22 protein-coding genes are annotated in these 14,893 nt (G+C 64.7%); 11 read left to right on the forward strand and 11 right to left on the reverse strand.

Going from position 1 to position 14,893, the window contains the following annotated elements:
- Nucleotides 1–138: 138 nt before the first annotated feature.
- Genes IC762_RS17370 through dctP form a run of 3 tightly spaced genes read right to left on the reverse strand, consistent with a single transcriptional unit; the run spans nt 139 to nt 3,067 of the window.
- Nucleotides 139–1,497 carry a TRAP transporter large permease gene (locus IC762_RS17370; RefSeq protein ID WP_195783507.1) on the reverse strand — a complete coding sequence of 453 codons (1,359 nt, stop codon included), beginning with the start codon at nt 1,495–1,497 and terminating at the stop codon, nt 139–141.
- Nucleotides 1,494–2,048, reverse strand: a complete 555-nt coding sequence (locus tag IC762_RS17375) for a TRAP transporter small permease (protein WP_195783508.1) — start codon at nt 2,046–2,048, stop codon at nt 1,494–1,496. The genes IC762_RS17370 and IC762_RS17375 overlap by 4 nt, the downstream gene beginning before the upstream one ends.
- Nucleotides 2,045–3,067 (reverse strand): TRAP transporter substrate-binding protein DctP, encoded by a 1,023-nt coding sequence (gene dctP / locus IC762_RS17380; protein WP_195783509.1) that lies wholly within the window; start codon nt 3,065–3,067, stop codon nt 2,045–2,047. The genes IC762_RS17375 and dctP overlap by 4 nt, the downstream gene beginning before the upstream one ends.
- Before the next feature lie 275 nt (nt 3,068–3,342).
- On the opposite strand from dctP, the gene IC762_RS17385 reads away from it, so the two are divergent.
- Nucleotides 3,343–3,573 carry a pentapeptide MXKDX repeat protein gene (locus tag IC762_RS17385; RefSeq protein ID WP_433995835.1) on the forward strand — a complete coding sequence of 77 codons (231 nt, stop codon included), beginning with the start codon at nt 3,343–3,345 and terminating at the stop codon, nt 3,571–3,573.
- 100 nt (nt 3,574–3,673) lie between these two features.
- Here the strand turns inward: IC762_RS17385 and IC762_RS17390 are convergent, their stop codons facing one another.
- Both IC762_RS17390 and IC762_RS17395 read right to left on the reverse strand, forming a co-directional pair.
- The gene (locus IC762_RS17390; protein ID WP_195783510.1) at nt 3,674–4,030 is read right to left on the reverse strand and encodes a DUF6481 family protein; all 357 of its coding nucleotides are present in this window, start codon (nt 4,028–4,030) and stop codon (nt 3,674–3,676) included.
- Between the two features lie 191 nt (nt 4,031–4,221).
- Entirely contained in the window at nt 4,222–4,446 is a 225-nt protein-coding gene (locus IC762_RS17395; protein WP_195783511.1) for a hypothetical protein, read from the reverse strand.
- Between the two features lie 177 nt (nt 4,447–4,623).
- Here IC762_RS17395 and IC762_RS17400 point away from each other — a divergent pair, with 177 nt between their 5' ends.
- Together IC762_RS17400 and IC762_RS17405 are read left to right on the forward strand one after the other, a co-directional pair.
- The gene (locus IC762_RS17400) at nt 4,624–4,803 is read left to right on the forward strand and encodes a hypothetical protein (RefSeq protein ID WP_195783512.1); all 180 of its coding nucleotides are present in this window, start codon (nt 4,624–4,626) and stop codon (nt 4,801–4,803) included.
- A 142-nt stretch (nt 4,804–4,945) separates the two neighbouring features.
- Nucleotides 4,946–5,197, forward strand: a complete 252-nt coding sequence (locus IC762_RS17405; RefSeq protein ID WP_246801061.1) for a hypothetical protein — start codon at nt 4,946–4,948, stop codon at nt 5,195–5,197.
- Between the two features lie 12 nt (nt 5,198–5,209).
- On the opposite strand, the gene IC762_RS17410 is transcribed toward IC762_RS17405, so the two are convergent.
- Complete coding sequence (locus IC762_RS17410) at nt 5,210–5,386, reverse strand: hypothetical protein (RefSeq protein ID WP_195783513.1); 177 nt, start codon at nt 5,384–5,386, stop codon at nt 5,210–5,212.
- A gap of 194 nt (nt 5,387–5,580) precedes the next feature.
- Here IC762_RS17410 and IC762_RS17415 point away from each other — a divergent pair, with 194 nt between their 5' ends.
- From IC762_RS17415 to IC762_RS17430, 4 genes are all read left to right on the forward strand, one after another.
- The gene (locus IC762_RS17415; RefSeq protein WP_246801063.1) at nt 5,581–5,856 is read left to right on the forward strand and encodes a hypothetical protein; all 276 of its coding nucleotides are present in this window, start codon (nt 5,581–5,583) and stop codon (nt 5,854–5,856) included.
- 133 nt (nt 5,857–5,989) lie between these two features.
- A complete protein-coding gene (locus tag IC762_RS17420; RefSeq protein WP_195783514.1) occupies nt 5,990–6,781 on the forward strand; it encodes a transglycosylase SLT domain-containing protein in 792 nt (263 codons plus the stop codon).
- 182 nt (nt 6,782–6,963) lie between these two features.
- Nucleotides 6,964–7,878 (forward strand): 2-dehydro-3-deoxygalactonokinase, encoded by a 915-nt coding sequence (locus tag IC762_RS17425; protein ID WP_195783515.1) that lies wholly within the window; start codon nt 6,964–6,966, stop codon nt 7,876–7,878.
- Nucleotides 7,879–7,889: 11 nt separating this feature from the next.
- On the forward strand, nt 7,890–8,525 hold the full coding sequence (locus IC762_RS17430) for a 2-dehydro-3-deoxy-6-phosphogalactonate aldolase (RefSeq protein ID WP_195783516.1): 636 nt from the start codon (nt 7,890–7,892) through the stop codon (nt 8,523–8,525).
- Nucleotides 8,526–8,577: 52 nt separating this feature from the next.
- On the opposite strand, the gene IC762_RS17435 is transcribed toward IC762_RS17430, so the two are convergent.
- Nucleotides 8,578–9,102 carry a GrpB family protein gene (locus IC762_RS17435; protein WP_195783517.1) on the reverse strand — a complete coding sequence of 175 codons (525 nt, stop codon included), beginning with the start codon at nt 9,100–9,102 and terminating at the stop codon, nt 8,578–8,580.
- A gap of 147 nt (nt 9,103–9,249) precedes the next feature.
- On the opposite strand from IC762_RS17435, the gene IC762_RS17440 reads away from it, so the two are divergent.
- On the forward strand, nt 9,250–10,278 hold the full coding sequence (locus IC762_RS17440) for a CAP domain-containing protein (RefSeq protein WP_195783518.1): 1,029 nt from the start codon (nt 9,250–9,252) through the stop codon (nt 10,276–10,278).
- 28 nt (nt 10,279–10,306) lie between these two features.
- On the opposite strand, the gene IC762_RS17445 is transcribed toward IC762_RS17440, so the two are convergent.
- Nucleotides 10,307–10,612, reverse strand: coding sequence for a hypothetical protein (locus IC762_RS17445; protein ID WP_195783519.1), 306 nt, complete (start codon nt 10,610–10,612; stop codon nt 10,307–10,309).
- A gap of 237 nt (nt 10,613–10,849) precedes the next feature.
- Between IC762_RS17445 and IC762_RS17450 the strand changes: the two genes are divergently transcribed.
- The 3 genes from IC762_RS17450 (at nt 10,850) to IC762_RS17460 (ending at nt 11,833) form a co-directional block, all read left to right on the forward strand.
- Nucleotides 10,850–11,263: an SRPBCC family protein gene (locus IC762_RS17450; RefSeq protein WP_195783520.1), complete on the forward strand. Its 414-nt coding sequence runs from the start codon at nt 10,850–10,852 to the stop codon at nt 11,261–11,263.
- A gap of 22 nt (nt 11,264–11,285) precedes the next feature.
- Complete coding sequence (locus IC762_RS17455; protein ID WP_195783521.1) at nt 11,286–11,522, forward strand: YdeI/OmpD-associated family protein; 237 nt, start codon at nt 11,286–11,288, stop codon at nt 11,520–11,522.
- 95 nt (nt 11,523–11,617) lie between these two features.
- Nucleotides 11,618–11,833, forward strand: coding sequence for a hypothetical protein (locus IC762_RS17460; RefSeq protein WP_195783522.1), 216 nt, complete (start codon nt 11,618–11,620; stop codon nt 11,831–11,833).
- A gap of 20 nt (nt 11,834–11,853) precedes the next feature.
- Here the strand turns inward: IC762_RS17460 and IC762_RS17465 are convergent, their stop codons facing one another.
- From IC762_RS17465 to IC762_RS17475, 3 genes are all read right to left on the reverse strand, one after another.
- On the reverse strand, nt 11,854–12,150 hold the full coding sequence (locus IC762_RS17465) for a hypothetical protein (protein ID WP_195783523.1): 297 nt from the start codon (nt 12,148–12,150) through the stop codon (nt 11,854–11,856).
- A 140-nt stretch (nt 12,151–12,290) separates the two neighbouring features.
- Entirely contained in the window at nt 12,291–13,208 is a 918-nt protein-coding gene (locus IC762_RS17470) for a hypothetical protein (RefSeq protein ID WP_195783524.1), read from the reverse strand.
- A gap of 500 nt (nt 13,209–13,708) precedes the next feature.
- Nucleotides 13,709–14,887, reverse strand: coding sequence for a tyrosine-type recombinase/integrase (locus IC762_RS17475; protein WP_195783525.1), 1,179 nt, complete (start codon nt 14,885–14,887; stop codon nt 13,709–13,711).
- Between the last annotated feature and the right edge of the window lie 6 nt (nt 14,888–14,893).

Genomic DNA, 14,893 nt, shown 5'->3' on the forward strand with positions numbered 1-14,893 from the left:
TGATGGGTTTCGCTTCGCTCTACCCATCCTACGCGCTGGAGCATTTTCGGTTCTGATTGAATCAGAACCGAAGCTCTAGCTTTTTGTTTTGACGCGTTTTCTTCACGCGAACCGGTATCCACTTCGCTCGAAAACGCTCTAGTGGCTCCCGTCCGGGCCCATGACCAGGTTCGGCAGTGAGGTGGAAATCTCCGGGAAGAAGCACAGCATCAGCACCGCGAACATCATCAGCAGCACGAAGGGCAGCGTGCCCCAGATCACCTCGCTGAGCGGAATGTCCGGCGCGACGTTGCGGATGACGAAGATGTTCAAGCCCACCGGCGGGTGGATCAGGCCCATCTCCATCACGATGGTCATCACGATGCCGAACCAGATGATGTCGAAATTGGCGGCGCGGAGCGGCGGCAGGATGATCGGTGCGGTCATCAGGATGATCGAGACCGGCGGCAGGAAGAAGCCGAGCACGATCACCATGACCAGGATCGCGAACAGCAGCTCCCAGCGCGGCAGGTGCATCGCGACGATCGACTCCGCCGCCGACTGCGAGATGTGCAGGTAGCTCATCACGTAGGAGTAGAGCAGCGACATGCCGATGATCAGCATCAGCATGGTGGATTCGCGGATGGTCGATTTCAGGATCGGCGACAGGTCGCTCGGCCGCCACACGCTGTAGATCACCGCGATCAGCGCCAGCGCGAGCAGGCCGCCGAGGCCGGCGGTCTCCGACGGCGTGGCGTAGCCGCCATAGAGCGCGATCATGACGCCGGTGAGCAGCAGCACGAACGGCAGCACGCGCGGCAGCGCGCTGAACCGCTCGGCCATCGTGAACTCGTCGCGCTGCAGGATCGCGGCATCCTTGCCGGTCGCCTCATAGGCCGCCTTGGCCGTCGCATATTCCTTGCGGAAGCGGAACACGGCGTAGATGCCGAACAGCGTCACCAGTAACAGCCCGGGTCCGATGCCGGCGAGGAACAGCCGGCCCAGCGATTTCTCGGCCGCGACCGCGAACAGGATCATTGTGATCGAGGGCGGCAGCAGGATGCCGAGCGTGCCGCCGGCGGCGATGATGCCGGCGGCAAAGCCGCCGGAATAGCCGCGCTTGCGCATCTCCGGAATGCCGGCCGAGCCGATCGCCGAACAGGTCGCGGGCGAGGAGCCTGCCATCGCCGCGAACAGCGCGCAGGCGAACACGTTGGCGACGCCGAGGCCGCCCGGCACCCGGTGCAGCCAGGCATGCAGCGCCGAATAGAGATCCTGGCCGGCGCGCGACTTTCCGATCGCCGCGCCCTTCAGGATGAACAGCGGGATCGACAGCAGCGTGATCGAGGCCATCTCCTCGTAGACGTTCTGCGTCACCGTATCGAGCGAGGCCGCCGGCATGTAGATCGCCATGAACACGACCGCAACCGCGCCCAACGCAAACGCAATGGGCATGCCGGAGAACATCGCAAACAGGGTGGCAAGCCCATAGGAGATGCCAATGCCAAACACGGTCATCGGCGGGCGCCACCAACAAGCGGGATGAGGATCTGCAGCAGGAGCTGCACGCAGAGCAGCGTCATGCCCAGCGCCATCAGCACATAGGGGATCGCCAGCGGCGGCGACCACATCGAGTTCGAGACCTGGCCGTCGACATAGGCTTCATGCGCCAAGGTCCAGGACTTCCAGGCGAAGAAGCTACAGAATGCGAAGCTCGCGACGTCGACCAGCCACAGCCTGACGCTGTTGGCGCGCGTCGAGAGCAGGCCGACAAAGGCCTCGATGCTGACATGGCCGCGCTGGCTCTGCACATAGGCCGAGGTCATGAAGGTGGCGCCGACCAGAAGGAACACGGCGGCCTCGTCCTGCCAGTAGTTCGCCATCTGGAACAGGGCGCGGCCGAGCACGCTGTAGCTCAGGATCGCGCAGGCGGTGATCAGCGCGAGGGCTGCGAACACCACGATGATGTTGTTGCAGACGGACAGCACGCGCTCGAGCGCCGCCAGGGGCGTATTGCCCGCGGCGACGCCAGTGCTTTCGTCTTGATCCGCGACCGGACCATGCATCATGCGGCAACGTCGCTTGCGAGCTTCAGCAGGTTGGCCGCGGTCGCGGTCTTGGCGCCGTAGTCCTTCCAGGCGGTGTCGCGCGCAATATCGCGCCACTTGCCGACGATGCCGGCATCGAGCGCAGCGACCTTGGCGCCGGCCTTCTCATAGACCTTGGCGACCTCGGCGTCGTCGTCCTGCGCGCCCTTGAGGCCGAACGCCTCGAGCTCCATGCCGACCGCGAGAATGATGTCCTGCTGGTTCTTCGGCAGATTGTCGAAGATCGCCTTCGACATCATCAGAGGCTCCAGCATGAACCAGTAGGAGGCGGTGGCGCCCGAGGTCAGCGATTTCGCGATCTCCTCGAGGCGGAACGAGATCAGGCTGGTCGAGGAGGTGATGCCGGCGTCGCAGGCGCCGGTCTGCATCGCGGCGTAAAGCTCGTTGGAGGGCACCGACAGCACCGCGGCGCCGGCGGTCTGCAGCACCATGTCCATCTCGCGCGAGCCGCCGCGCACCTTCATGCCCTTGGCGTCTTCCGGCGCCACGATCGCCTTGGAGCGGCTGGCGACGCCGCCGGCCTGCCAGACCCAGGAGATCAGCAGGATGCCCTTGTCGGCGAGGAAGTCGGACAGCGCCTTGCCGACCGGCTCCTTTTTCCAGCGCAGGCCCTGCTGGTAGGTCGTGACCAGGCCCGGCATCAGGCCGATATTGGTCTCCGGCAATTCGCCGCCGGCATAGGGCATCGGATACAGGCTGAGGTCGAGCGCGCCCTTGCGCATCGCCGAGAACTGCGCGTTGGTCTTGATCAGCGAGGAGTTCGGATAGACCTCCGCGGTGAGATCGCCGCCCGAGCGCTTGGCCACCTCGGCCGCGAACATCCGGCACAGCCGGTCGCGGAAGTCGCCCTTGTCGATGGTGCCGCCGGGGAATTGATGGGAGATCTTCAGCGCGGTCGCGGCATGCGCGGTGCCCACGCCCATGCGCAGGACGGCAGGCGCGGCGAGGGCGGAAGCGAGGACGTGGCGGCGTGTGAGCATGGTGTCTCCCAGGAAGAGCTTCTTGAGTGGCTGTTAGGCCGGGTGCGGAGCTTCAGCTTACCCGGTCTCGGCGTGAATCTTCTCTAGTCTGATAGTTCGAGGCGCCCTGATAGAGCGGACCCGCGCGCGACGGCAAGAGCTCGTCTTGCTGCAGCGCACACTGTGCCGCGCGGTTCAAGAATTCGTTATTCGCGGTAACACGGGATGGTCCCGACGCGTCGAGGAGGAAGCGGCAGTCGTCGCGCTCACATTCGACCACACAAGGGATCACCCTCATGACCAAGACCTCCATCGGCCTTTCCGCCGCGCTCCTGTCGCTCAGCCTCGCGCTCGCGCCCACAGCCTTCGCTCAGGACAAGATGGGCAAGGACGACGCGATGAAGAAAGAGGACTCGATGTCCAAGGATGCCATGAAGAAGGATGGCGGCATGATGAAGAAGGACGACGCCATGAAGAAGGACGGCGGCGCCATGATGAAGAAAGACGACGGCATGAAGAAGAACTGACCGCCGTCACCGCGTCGGCGTCACCGTATCGCCGTCCTCGCATCGCGGTCGTCTTATCGTCGTCAGCAGGCCCGCCGGTGCGGCGGGCCTGTTGTGCGGCCTACCGCTTCTTCTTGCCGCGCTCCTTGCGGGCGGCATAACGGGCATCGCGCTTGGCCTTCTGTTCGGCCTCCTGTGCGGCGAGCCGCGTCTCTTCCTCTTCCTTCTCGCGCGCGATCCGGGCGGCCTCGGCCGCGGCGGCCTCTTCCTCGCGGCGCTTCTGCTCGGCCTTCTCGGCGTCGCGCGCCTCCTTGGCCTTGGCGCGCCGCTCGGCGATCGCCGCGCGTTCGTCGGCCCGCGCCTTCACGGCAGGATCATCAGCTCCCGGCTGGGCGCGAAACTTGTTGAGGATGTTTTGCCGCGCCTGCTGGGCCGCCTTCGCGCGATCGGCAAAACCCGGTTCCTTGAAGCCACTCATAGAGGAGGTCTGCTCCGTTCTGTCTGTGTTGGGATTGGGGGTTAGTTCGCCGTTTCAATAAGTGATGCGAGGCGAAAATGCCAGCGTTGAACCAATACTCCGGAAGCAAGCGAGATATGATTCCGCAGCGATCGGCGCGGCGCCGGCCGTGTTACGGTGGTGAGCGAACGATCACCGCGAAGTCCCGACCATCAGCTGCGCGGAAAATGCACGCGCCGTCCGTAGTTGCCCAAGACTTTTGCAACCGTCTCGGCGGTCATTGCGGTCCGGTCGGAGGCGCGCTGGGCCTCCAGGCGGTCGCGCGCCTTCTCCCGGATCAGGAGGTTGATCAGCTGCAGCCGGCTGGTCTCGTCGACGGCCTCCGCGAGCAGTTGCCGGTAACGATAATGGTCGTAGCTCGCCTCGTGTTCGCCCATGTGGCACGCCCCGCAACCCGCGCTTCCCTTACGCGAACATTTTTTCGCAAGCTGCCGCCGCGTGCAACGTCTGGCGTTGAACCTGCGCATTTAATTCCGCGACTGTTGCAGAATTGATCGCCCGCAACAGTGCTAAGCGGTCATGATAAGTTCGACACAACTGGAACCAAGGCGATCATGAGCGAGCCGGAAGACGGAGGAGGCAGCCGCCGCGGCGCGCTGGTCGGGCTGCTGGTGGCAGTGGTGATGCTCGTCGTCGGCCTCTGGCTCGCCCGCGAGCTGACCGCGCAGAGCAAGCTGCAGGACTGCCTGATGTCCGGCCGTACCAACTGTAATGTGATCGAGCCGGCACGCTGACCGTTCTTGCGGCAGTGCAGTATGACCCCCACATCGGGTCCCAAAGGTCGGTCCGAAATATTTGGTCCCGTTTGTGATTTCCTTCACAGGACCCCGGGCAGGCCGTTCCTAGATTGCCAGTGATCGGACGGGAACCAAGGCCATGATGTCCAAGCTGTGGTCCGGAAGGGGCGTGGCGCTGGTTGCCGCGATCCTGACATGCGCATGTCTGGCTGCTCTTTTGTCCTGGAGCGTGGCGTCGCCGATGCCGGTCTCCAGCGCCGCCCTCGGGCCGGATTGGCAATGCAGCCGGGTCGCCTTCATCCTCACCACCTGCACCCGCGCGGTAGCGGCCGAGCGGCGGGCGATCCCGGTCGGGGTCCGGGCCAAGGAGGATTGCCCTCCGGAGCTCTAGCCGCCTTTCGATCTATTTCTTGGCCGTCCTGCGCGGCTTGATCGAAAGGCCGAGCCGCATCGCCATCTTCTTGATCCGCTCCGGCGAGCGGCCGGTGACCTTTGCAACCTCCTCCAGCGACTTGGAGGAGCGTGCCAGTTCCATCAGTCGTCGGTCCTCCTTGAACGACCAGCGCGGCTTTCGGGCCATCTTTCTTGCTATCCTTGCATTGCTCGCCAACAAAGCCGCCAGACGAATCGCCTGACGGCTTTGCCGGTGTGGGCCCGGACCTTGGGGAAATGTCCGGTGGATAAGCAATACTGCTTCCGGATAAGGCCGCAATTGAAACCGGAATTTAACCTAACCCATCAAGGTTACTCCGGTGGCGCGCGGCAGGAGGCCTTATGCGCAAGGTCGCCATTCCAGGTATTTTGCCAGGTATTTTGCCAGGTATCTCGCTAGGTATCTCGCTAGGTATCTTGCTAGGTATCGCGGCGCTTTGCCTGTCCGGGTGCTGGTCCGATTCCGAAGTCACGGGATCGACCAATAGCTGCACGGCCAACCTTTACAGCAGCTACAATCCCAAGGTGATGGACCAGTGCGTCAACGCCTGCATCAAATGTGACCACGGCAACATCACGACCTGCACGACCTCCTGTACCCTGAAAGGCGCGCGGTAATTCGATCCCGTGCCTTCGCACGGTGCGTGCAACGCGCCGCTGCCGGACGCGGTGCCATCAAAATTTAACGGCCCTGGGCTACCAAGCCGGCATGATGGATGCGGGAGCTTCACGGTGGTGGCGGGAGCGGGCGATGCGGATCGGCATCGCGGCGGCGCTGACGCTCGCCTCCACCATGGTCTTTGCCGGCACCGAACCGCCGGCGCGGGCCGACGATGCAACGTCCGCGGTCGACGCTGCGACGGCCGAGCTGCCGGTTGCGCCGACCCAAACCTTTCCGGCGCGCGCGGCGATCCGTGTGCTGATCGAGCAGGAAGTGCTCGGCACCGGGCTGCCGGCCGACATCGCCGAAGCGGTCGTGTTCGTCGAGAGCCGCTACGATTCCAGCGTGATCGGAAGCGTGGGCGAGATCGGCGCGATGCAGGTGCGTCCCGAGACAGCGGCGATGCTCGGCTTCCGCGGCGACAAGGCCGAACTGGCCAGGCCCGAGGTCAACATCCATTACGGCGTGATCTATCTCGCCCGCGCCTGGCGGCTGGCGCAGGGCGATTTGTGCCGCGCGCTGATGAAATATCGCGCCGGCCACGGCGAGGAGACCATGACGCCGCGCTCGGTGGTCTACTGCAACCGCGCGCGCAACCGGCTCGTCGCGATGAGCTCGCCGTTTGCGGTGCCGGGCGCAATGGCCGCGTTGCCGCCGGGCAATCCACCGGCGGCTGCACCGAAGCCGCCAGCCGAGGCCAAGTCCGAGGCGAAGTCCGCGCCGGCTGTTGCCAGATCGCCGCGTCCGGCCGACGTCTATGCGCGGCTCAGGCAGGGCACCCCCGCCGCCAGCCGCGCGTTCTGGGCCGTCCACGAGGCCCGTGTCCGCGCCATCAAAGCGAAGATCGAAGCGAAGTGGAGCCGCCGCGTGGCGGCGCGCTGAATAGACCTTCTTCACGTTTCAAATGGCCTGCGTTGCTCTCAGTCCCGTCATCCCGAAGCGCGGGCTGTCGCGAGCCTCGGATGCATTCGCCTCGCGCCTTGCACGATGCCGCGAACGGCTCTATCGCATCCTGATGGCGACACCCGTCGTTGCGCAGCAGGGACATCGTGGGACGGAACGGAATGAGCGAGGCGGCCTATGTTGCCATCGATTGGGGAACCAGCAGCTTCCGGCTCTGGCTGATGGACGCGGCCGGCGGCGTGCTCGGCGAACGGCGCAGCGACGAGGGCATGACGGTGGCCGCCAGGACCGGCTTTGCCGCCGTGCTGCAATCGCATCTCGATGCGCTCGGCGCGGCCGCCGGTCTGCCGGTCGTGATCTGCGGCATGGCTGGCGCGCGGCAGGGCTGGGTCGAGGCCGGCTACATCGATACGCCGGCGCGTCTCTCCGATATTCTCGATCGCGCCGCGGTGGTCGGCGGACACGCGCGCGAGATCCGGATCCTGCCGGGGATCGCCCAGCGCGATCGCGCGGCGCCCGACGTGATGCGTGGCGAGGAAACCCAGTTGCTCGGCGCGCTCGGCCTCGATGCGTCAGGTGCAGCCGACGTCTGCATGCCCGGGACGCACTCCAAATGGGTGCGCGTGCGTGGCGGCATCGTCGAACGTTTCGCGACTTTCATGACCGGCGAGCTGTTCAGTGCGATCGCGCGCGACACCATCCTGTCGCACGCCGTGGCAGACGCCGAGGATGCCATCGATCAAGATGCGTTCGGAGCGGCGGCGAGGGCGGCGTTTGCCGCGCCGGCGTCCGCCGCCAACCTGCTGTTCCGGGTCCGCGCGCGGCAGTTGCTGTTCGGCGGCACCGCTTCGGCCGCGCGCGAGACGATCTCGGGCACGCTGATCGGCATCGAACTGGCGGCCGGGCTTGGTGAACATGCGCAAGGCGGTGCGATCACGCTGATCGCGTCGGGGCGGCTCAAGCGGCTCTATCAACTTGCGCTCGAGACGCTTTCGATTCCGCATCATGCCGTCGATGCAGATGAGGCGGTCCGCCGCGGGCTCGTCACGGCGGCGACGGCGATCTGGACGAATTGAGGGATCAACCGATGAGCATTCCGTTTCCGCCGATGAAGCGCCCGCTGGTCGCGATCCTGCGCGGGGTGAAGCCGGATGAAGTTCTGGGCATCGTCAGCGGGCTGATCGAGGCCGGCATGACCGCGATCGAGATTCCGCTCAACTCGCCGGAGCCGTTCCGCTCGATCGAGATCGCCGTGAAACGTGCACCGCCCGACGTGCTGATCGGCGCGGGCACGGTGCTGACGGCTGATGACGTCGATCGCCTGCACGGTGCCGGCGGCCGGCTGATGGTGTCGCCGAATGTCGATGTCGACGTGCTGGCGCGGGCGCGTGCGCGTGCGATGGTGACGCTGCCCGGCGTGCTCTCGCCGACCGAGGCGCTGCTGGCGGCGCGGGCGGGCGCGTCGGGCCTGAAATTCTTTCCGGCGAGCGTACTGGGTGCTGCCGGCATCACAGCGATCCGCGCGGTGCTGCCGCCGGATCTGATGGTTGCGGCGGTCGGCGGCGTCTCCGACCGGAATTTTGCCGAGTATGTGAAGGCAGGCATTCGCGCCTTCGGTCTCGGCTCCAGCCTCTACAAGCCCGGCATCACGGCTGTGGAGATTGCGGCGAGGGCGAGGGTCACGATCGACGCCTATGATGCCGCGGTGCGCAGCGCGGGCTGACGCGCCGCGCACGCCGCTTTCCCGCATATCAAGAGCGACTTCGCTTGAACCGTCATCCTGCCTGCCCGGTCGCCTTGCGCATCACGAGATCGACGTAAGCGGATTTCGCCTCGGTGTAGGCTTCGCGATCGGTCGGATGCTCGGCGGCGAGCCGTCGCTTGAGCCGCTCGTAGGTCAGGGCTTCCTCGGGATGGCTGCGCAGATAGTCCCTGAATGCCAGGCGATGCCACATCTCGCCCTCCGGTTCCGTGACGTGCACGTGATGGGTGCGTCTCGCGCCGAACGGCGGCATCCCCTTGACGAAGAACATGCGGTCCTTCCTGGGATTGTGATGCCAATAGACATAGTCGAGGGGCTGAAGCGCCTCGACGAACGTCGCCTTCGCTGCGGCCAATGATCGCACGGCGATCAGGATATCGATGATGGGCTTGGCGGAGAGGCCGGGAATCGCGGTGCTTCCGAAATGCTCGAGCCCGACGATCAGCGATGAATCGAGCACGGAACGCAGCGTTTCGGCCTCTTCGCCGAACAGCAGCGGCCATCGCGGATCGTAGTCGACGATTTCGATCTCATCCATGCCGCTGTCGATCACCTGGAATAACGCGGAGTGTATCGCTGCGAAACAAGTACACGTTGCGAAAATGTCTAGCACACGGTGCGGCGGACTTGCTAGGTTGCTTGTGATTGATTGACGAACGGCAGAACGCCTTTTCCCAGCCGTGAAATGAATTTCAACCTGTGGGTGATTTCGATGCGGACCATTGCAAGAGACGCCATTGCTGTCTTCACGCTCGTGGCGACGGGGACGATGCTGGCTGATGCCGCGAAGGCGTCGTGCGACCACCGGCCTCCGACGCCGGAACCGCTCGCGGTCAATTCGAATGCGAATTCCATCACCATCAATTGGACACCGAAGGCCGGCTGGATCGATCTCTCCGTCAAGCGGAAAAAGACCAACACGTTCGTCGTGAACGTTGCCGGTGGCCTCGGCGGCCAACATCGCTATGTTGTCCCCAATCTTCCCTCAAACGAGGATTTCGAAGTCATGATCCGGTCTCGCGACGAGACCGGCACGAAGGGGTGCGTCTCCGTTCCACCGGTCGTGATGACCGTCAAGACGGAAGCGCCGGCGCCCGTCACACCGCCGACACCTCCGCCATCGACCTCGCTGACGCCTGACCAGAATGCCATTCTCGCCAAGCACAACGCCTATCGTCAGGTATGTGGTGCGCCGAACCTGGTGTGGGACGCCGCGCTTGCCGCGAACGCCGCCAGATGGGCGGGCGGCTGCCATACCGACAGGTTCGGCAATTTCTGCCACCAGTATCAGTCGTCGGCGGACTGCCCGGGTGCGCCAGGCAGCAATCCGAACGGCGAAAGCACATCGTTCGCGTGGCGTACGACGCGGCAGGGCAATGGCCCCGAACAATCGGTTATGCCCGGTCAGTTGCCCGCCGACGCCGTCAAGGGCTGGTACTGCGAGGTGTCGCGCTTTCCGTTCGACAGCCCGAACCCCACCATTGCCGGCGGCTTCACGGGCAACAATTGCTCGGGAACGGCGACGGGACACTTCACCCAGGTGGTCTGGAAAAGCACGACGCGGCTTGGCTGTGCGTCCAATACGTGTCCCGTTCCCGGCAAGCCCGGAATGACGGGCACGTTGTGGGTTTGCGAATACGCACCGGCCGGGAACGTGAACACGCCGCAGCAGATCCTCGCCAACGTGTCCAAGACTTGCGCGCGCCAGCCGTAACCGATCACGAGGCGATGGTGGCGGTGGACTATTCGTCCCGCCTGCCGCCGTCGATCACCCTGAACAGCGGCGCGGCCTCGCGGGGATGTTCGAGCAGCTCGTCGACCATGGCGATGGCCGCGGCGACATATTTTTCAGTCGCGGCATCGAGCGGCCGTTCGGCTTCGTCGGCCAGTGCGAGCTTGGCGCCATCGAGCAGTTTGCGGGTCCGCGCGGCGTGTTCGTCGCCGGCGGTCAGCGAGGCGCGGGCGATCGAGCGCAGCACGAACAACTCGCCCTCCAGCCGCAGCAACCGGTCGTTCAGCTTGCTCAGGACGGTGTTCAGGTTCCGCATGATGTCCTCGTCGCGCGCAGGGGGCCGGCCTTTCTACACGTCCTTTTCTGACGAAAGTCTTGCGCTCTCGGCCGGAATGGTCACGAACCATCCGGTGCGTTGCACGGCGCCGCCGGCCTGCCCATGGTTCCGACGGCCTTGGCGCGTCGGGAGGTTCGATTTGTGGATCGCAGCGAAGCTCCGTAGATTGATCGTGTCCGTCGTGCCGGTTCGGACGCTTTGCTTTGAGGAATGCAGATGAAGATTTCGGTCGAAACCACCGTTGCTGCAGACATCGCCGATGTCTGGCGGGCCTATACGACGCCTGATGACATCAAGCAGTGGAATGCCGCCTCCGACGATTGGCACACCACGGCTGCGACCGTCGACCTCCGCGCCGGTGGCGCCTTCTCGTCGCGGATGGAGGCCAAGGACGGCAGCATGGGTTTTGACTTCGCCGGAACCTACACCAAGGTCGAGGCGCCCCGCCTGATCGAATATGCGTTCGGCGACCGCACCGCGCAGGTCACGTTCACGCCCGAGCCCGGTGGCGTCAAGGTGCATGTCACCTTCGATGGCGAGGACACCCATTCGGTCGAGCAGCAGCGCGGTGGCTGGCAGGCGATCCTGGAGAATTTTGCGCGCTATGTCGAAGCGAAGCGGCGCCCTTGAGCGGAGCGCAGGCGAGGGCGTAATGCTGAAGCGTCCGCGCGCAACGATGCCGGCCGGCATTCGTCGCGCGCTCGACGCGGCCGGCCTGATGGCGGTATTCAGGGAACGGCCGCCCTACCAGCGCAACGACTATTTGCGCTGGATCGCCCGCAGCGTCCGGCCCGTGACGAAGCAGAAGCGCATCGACCAGATGCTGGAAGAATTGCGCAAGGGCGGGGTTTACATGGGCATGGCGCATCGGCCGAGCAAACGGAAATAGCCGCGTCGGATGGCACGGGCTCGGCTGACGTCGATGTCTGGATTCGTGGGCCACGCCGTCTGCGGCTGGCAGATGGATGATCCGGAGCAGGTGCGATGCGTTTTGCTTTGGCTCTCGGCCTGTTGCTCGCTCTCGGCGCGTCCGCGAGTGCGGCGCCGGCGCATCACCTCCACGCGCGCCGGCCTGCGGCGGCTCGTCCGCCCGCAGCCGCGGATGTCACGCCGAAAGCCCGCTTCGCGGTGCCCGGCTGGAGCGACGAGGACACCCGCAAATGGCTCGACAACGCGTCCATTGTCGGGATCGGCGGGTAGTTGCCGGCCTTAGACGATATTTAGTCGTCGGCCTCGGACGTCTCGTCGCGCCCGCCTGACGCCGAGCGGCCGCTGGACCGTCGGGATGCGCTCGACCTCGATGTTGCCGGCGCGCTTTCGCTTTCGCGCAACTCCTTGCGGATACGCCGCGCCGTCCGCATCACCCGCTTGATGATGGGGTTTGCCGAATCCTCGTCGAAGAACAGCATCACCTCGCAGCTCGGGCATTGCCGCGAATAGCCGTTCTGCAGCCGCCTCGCGCGATCGCGAAACACGTTCTTGCAGCGGGTGCAGTGGATCTGGACGGAGTCTTCCATGATGGCTTTGACCTGTCGGCGGGACGCCGGGCAGGGTACGCGACAGCCGCTTGGCGAAGCAACCGGCTGCCGCGTAGCTATTCTGCATCTGCTCCGCGGAACCGGCGGAGCAGATGGTCACGAGCCATGCAACAAGCGGCCTATTGCTGGCCGAGGTCGGAGGTGGCGCCGCCGGCCGGCGTGATCGTTCCCAGCGCCGACGAGGTGTTGCGGTTGTTGCCGTAGGTGATCACGCTGCCGGACACGTTGTTGATGCCCGTCGAGTTGAACGAGAGGGTGTTGTTCGACAGCCGCGTGGTGCCGCCCGACTGGTTCCGCACGCCGGTCAGGTTGCTCGAGATCTGGTTATCGTTCGCGAAGATGAACGCGCCGGTGTTGTCGATTCCGGAGATCGTGTTGTTGGCCAGCACCGACCTCGTGATCGTCGCCGTGGTGTTGTTGCCGAGCGCGATGCCGTAGGTGTTGTTGGTCGACCGAAAATTGTCGATTGCCACGGCGACGGTGCCGGACATCGGCGCGACCCCGAGGCCGGCCGAGCTGTAGCGGGCGTAGGTATCGAAGATGTTGAGAGTGCCGGCCGATGTCGAACGCGTATCGACGATGGCCTGCTGGGAGAAGTTCTCGATCCTCATCTTCTCCAGCGAGACGTTCAGCCCGGCGAGGATATTGACGCCGTGGAGGCCGAGGGTCGTGCCGGCGCCGTTGATCGTGAGGCCGCGCAGGATCACCGTATCGACTGGGCCCGCGTTGATGTTCACGCCGTTGGTGGCCGACGCCAGGATCGACGACGGGACGTATTCGCAATCGATAACGATAGCCTTGGTGATCGTCACGGTGCCGAAGCCGCCCGGATCGAGGCAGTTGATCTCGCCGCCCGCGGCAGTCTTGGAGATCGCACCGGCAAAGGTCTTGCACGGCGCGGTCCGGCTGCAGGGGTTGACGTCGTCACCGACGCCGGAGACCCAGGTCCGGGTTGCCTGAGCGTATGCCGGTGCCGATGCCAGCAGCATCGACGTGACAAGCACAAGAGATGAATCGAATGAAAAAATACGACGCATGATCAATATCTCCTTGGTTAGCGCGCGCACTATCAGCCATTTCTGCGGCAGCAACACAATGAAATTCGTCGGCAAACGATCGTCGACCATGCAATGCCGGTGATTTTGCGCACCGGGGAATTACGGGCCAGTGAAATTTGAGACGGCGATTTCCCATCGCGCGCACGATGTGCCTTCGTGGCCGCTGGCGCGACCGGCATATCGCGGCCGAACTGCGAATCGCAGCCGGTTTGCGCCGGCACTTGATGCGGATGCGAAACGCTGCTTCATGCGAGATCAGTGCGCGCGAAAATGCCGCAGCATCTCGCGCGCCGTCCGGTGTCGCCGCGCAGTGGGCGGACATTGGGCCGCGACGACCAGCAGCCGTGGGACTTCTCGCAACCGGCACTGGCGATCCCGGCAGGGCTTCCCGAAGTGAGCGGATCAAGGACTTACGAGGAAGTGGGTCACAAAACCCATCCAAGGAAATGCAGGGGATTTCGCAGCGTGTGACCCACTTCTCACGCATTGTTCTGCCCTCCCGGCGTGAACGCGAGAAGGTTCATGGCGCCGCCGGCCATCATCTGTTGCTGCACGGCCTTGGTGTAGAGCTCGGCCTGCTGCAGCGTGCGCCAGCCGAAGATTGCCATCAGCTGATGCGGCGTGGCGAGGTTCTGCGCAGCCAGCGTCGCGCCGGCCTTGCGGAGACCGTGGGCGCGTCCGGGCACCTTGGCCTCGTTGCAGCGGTCAGCAAACCAGTTGCCGAGACCCTTGACCGTGTGAGGCTTGCCGTACTCGGTTTCCAGGAAGGTCATGGTGCCGAGCGCACCGGCTGAGCGAGCTTGCTCGAGCACGGCCTCGAGCTGGGGCAGGATCGGGATCACCAGATCGACCGGCGCGCTGTTGCGGTTCTTGTGCTGCCTGAAGTCGAGCCAGCGGCCGGGATGGATCAGACGCAGAGGTGCGGCAACGTGCTCCGGCCGGCGAATATGCTGCTTGCCGAACTTCGACACATCGGAGATCCGCTGGCCGAGCAGCAGGAACAGCATCAGCGCCAGATGCGCCTTGGTGCCTGGCGGGTGCCGCTCGCAGTAGGTCTCGATCTCCGGGACGGTCCATGTGTGGTGGCCACCCGTCTGCGGCGCCCTGAGCAGATCGACGGCCTTGGCGCGGTTGGCGCCGATCAATGGCGGCTTCTGCTTGACGGCCCATTCGGACATCTTGCGGATCGCCTTCAGGCGATGGTTGGCCGCGTTGATCGAGGTCAGCGCCTTGCGGTTGACCAGCAGTTCGATCTTCTCCTGCGGGATGTCGCAGGGCAGATCGCCGATCTCGCGCTTGTCGTCCTCGCTGACCAGCTCCCGGCAAAGCGCCTTGAAGATGCGGACACGGTTCTTCTTGGTCTCGCCGTCATAGCCGCGGAATTCGAGGCTTTCGCGCTGGTATTTTTCGACCAGCCAGCGCAGCGATTTTTCCACAACTTTCGGCTCGGGTGGCCGTGGCTTCTCGCCTGCTTTGATATAGGGCCGCCCGGCCATCGCGGCCGCGAATTCCTCCAGAAACTCGATGGTTCCGGGCTTTTGACGAAGCCGGACCTTGCGGTATTTGCGGCTGCCGGGAATCCGTCGGCGGAAATAATGCCGCCAGTTACCGTGGCGGTCCTGGTCCTTGTAGTAATAGCGCTGGTCGAGGTCGGGCATGGGGAT

The sequence above is a fragment of the Bradyrhizobium genosp. L genome (genome assembly GCF_015624485.1).
Lineage (GTDB): Bacteria > Pseudomonadota > Alphaproteobacteria > Rhizobiales > Xanthobacteraceae > Bradyrhizobium.

Coding starts and splice junctions, on each gene's coding strand:
- IC762_RS17475 (WP_195783525.1), bottom strand. CDS start 14,887: ATGCCCGACCTCGACCAGCGCTATTACTACAAGGACCAGGACCGCCAC.
- IC762_RS17440 (WP_195783518.1), top strand. CDS start 9,250: ATGAATTTCAACCTGTGGGTGATTTCGATGCGGACCATTGCAAGAGAC.
- IC762_RS17420 (WP_195783514.1), top strand. CDS start 5,990: ATGCGGATCGGCATCGCGGCGGCGCTGACGCTCGCCTCCACCATGGTC.
- IC762_RS17450 (WP_195783520.1), top strand. CDS start 10,850: ATGAAGATTTCGGTCGAAACCACCGTTGCTGCAGACATCGCCGATGTC.
- IC762_RS17375 (WP_195783508.1), bottom strand. CDS start 2,048: ATGATGCATGGTCCGGTCGCGGATCAAGACGAAAGCACTGGCGTCGCC.
- IC762_RS17465 (WP_195783523.1), bottom strand. CDS start 12,150: ATGGAAGACTCCGTCCAGATCCACTGCACCCGCTGCAAGAACGTGTTT.
- IC762_RS17430 (WP_195783516.1), top strand. CDS start 7,890: ATGAGCATTCCGTTTCCGCCGATGAAGCGCCCGCTGGTCGCGATCCTG.
- dctP (WP_195783509.1), bottom strand. CDS start 3,067: ATGCTCACACGCCGCCACGTCCTCGCTTCCGCCCTCGCCGCGCCTGCC.
- IC762_RS17425 (WP_195783515.1), top strand. CDS start 6,964: ATGAGCGAGGCGGCCTATGTTGCCATCGATTGGGGAACCAGCAGCTTC.
- IC762_RS17455 (WP_195783521.1), top strand. CDS start 11,286: ATGCTGAAGCGTCCGCGCGCAACGATGCCGGCCGGCATTCGTCGCGCG.
- IC762_RS17415 (WP_246801063.1), top strand. CDS start 5,581: ATGCGCAAGGTCGCCATTCCAGGTATTTTGCCAGGTATTTTGCCAGGT.
- IC762_RS17400 (WP_195783512.1), top strand. CDS start 4,624: ATGAGCGAGCCGGAAGACGGAGGAGGCAGCCGCCGCGGCGCGCTGGTC.
- IC762_RS17460 (WP_195783522.1), top strand. CDS start 11,618: ATGCGTTTTGCTTTGGCTCTCGGCCTGTTGCTCGCTCTCGGCGCGTCC.
- IC762_RS17405 (WP_246801061.1), top strand. CDS start 4,946: ATGATGTCCAAGCTGTGGTCCGGAAGGGGCGTGGCGCTGGTTGCCGCG.
- IC762_RS17390 (WP_195783510.1), bottom strand. CDS start 4,030: ATGAGTGGCTTCAAGGAACCGGGTTTTGCCGATCGCGCGAAGGCGGCC.
- IC762_RS17445 (WP_195783519.1), bottom strand. CDS start 10,612: ATGCGGAACCTGAACACCGTCCTGAGCAAGCTGAACGACCGGTTGCTG.
- IC762_RS17370 (WP_195783507.1), bottom strand. CDS start 1,497: ATGACCGTGTTTGGCATTGGCATCTCCTATGGGCTTGCCACCCTGTTT.
- IC762_RS17470 (WP_195783524.1), bottom strand. CDS start 13,208: ATGCGTCGTATTTTTTCATTCGATTCATCTCTTGTGCTTGTCACGTCG.
- IC762_RS17435 (WP_195783517.1), bottom strand. CDS start 9,102: ATGGATGAGATCGAAATCGTCGACTACGATCCGCGATGGCCGCTGCTG.
- IC762_RS17395 (WP_195783511.1), bottom strand. CDS start 4,446: ATGGGCGAACACGAGGCGAGCTACGACCATTATCGTTACCGGCAACTG.
- IC762_RS17410 (WP_195783513.1), bottom strand. CDS start 5,386: ATGGCCCGAAAGCCGCGCTGGTCGTTCAAGGAGGACCGACGACTGATG.
- IC762_RS17385 (WP_433995835.1), top strand. CDS start 3,343: ATGACCAAGACCTCCATCGGCCTTTCCGCCGCGCTCCTGTCGCTCAGC.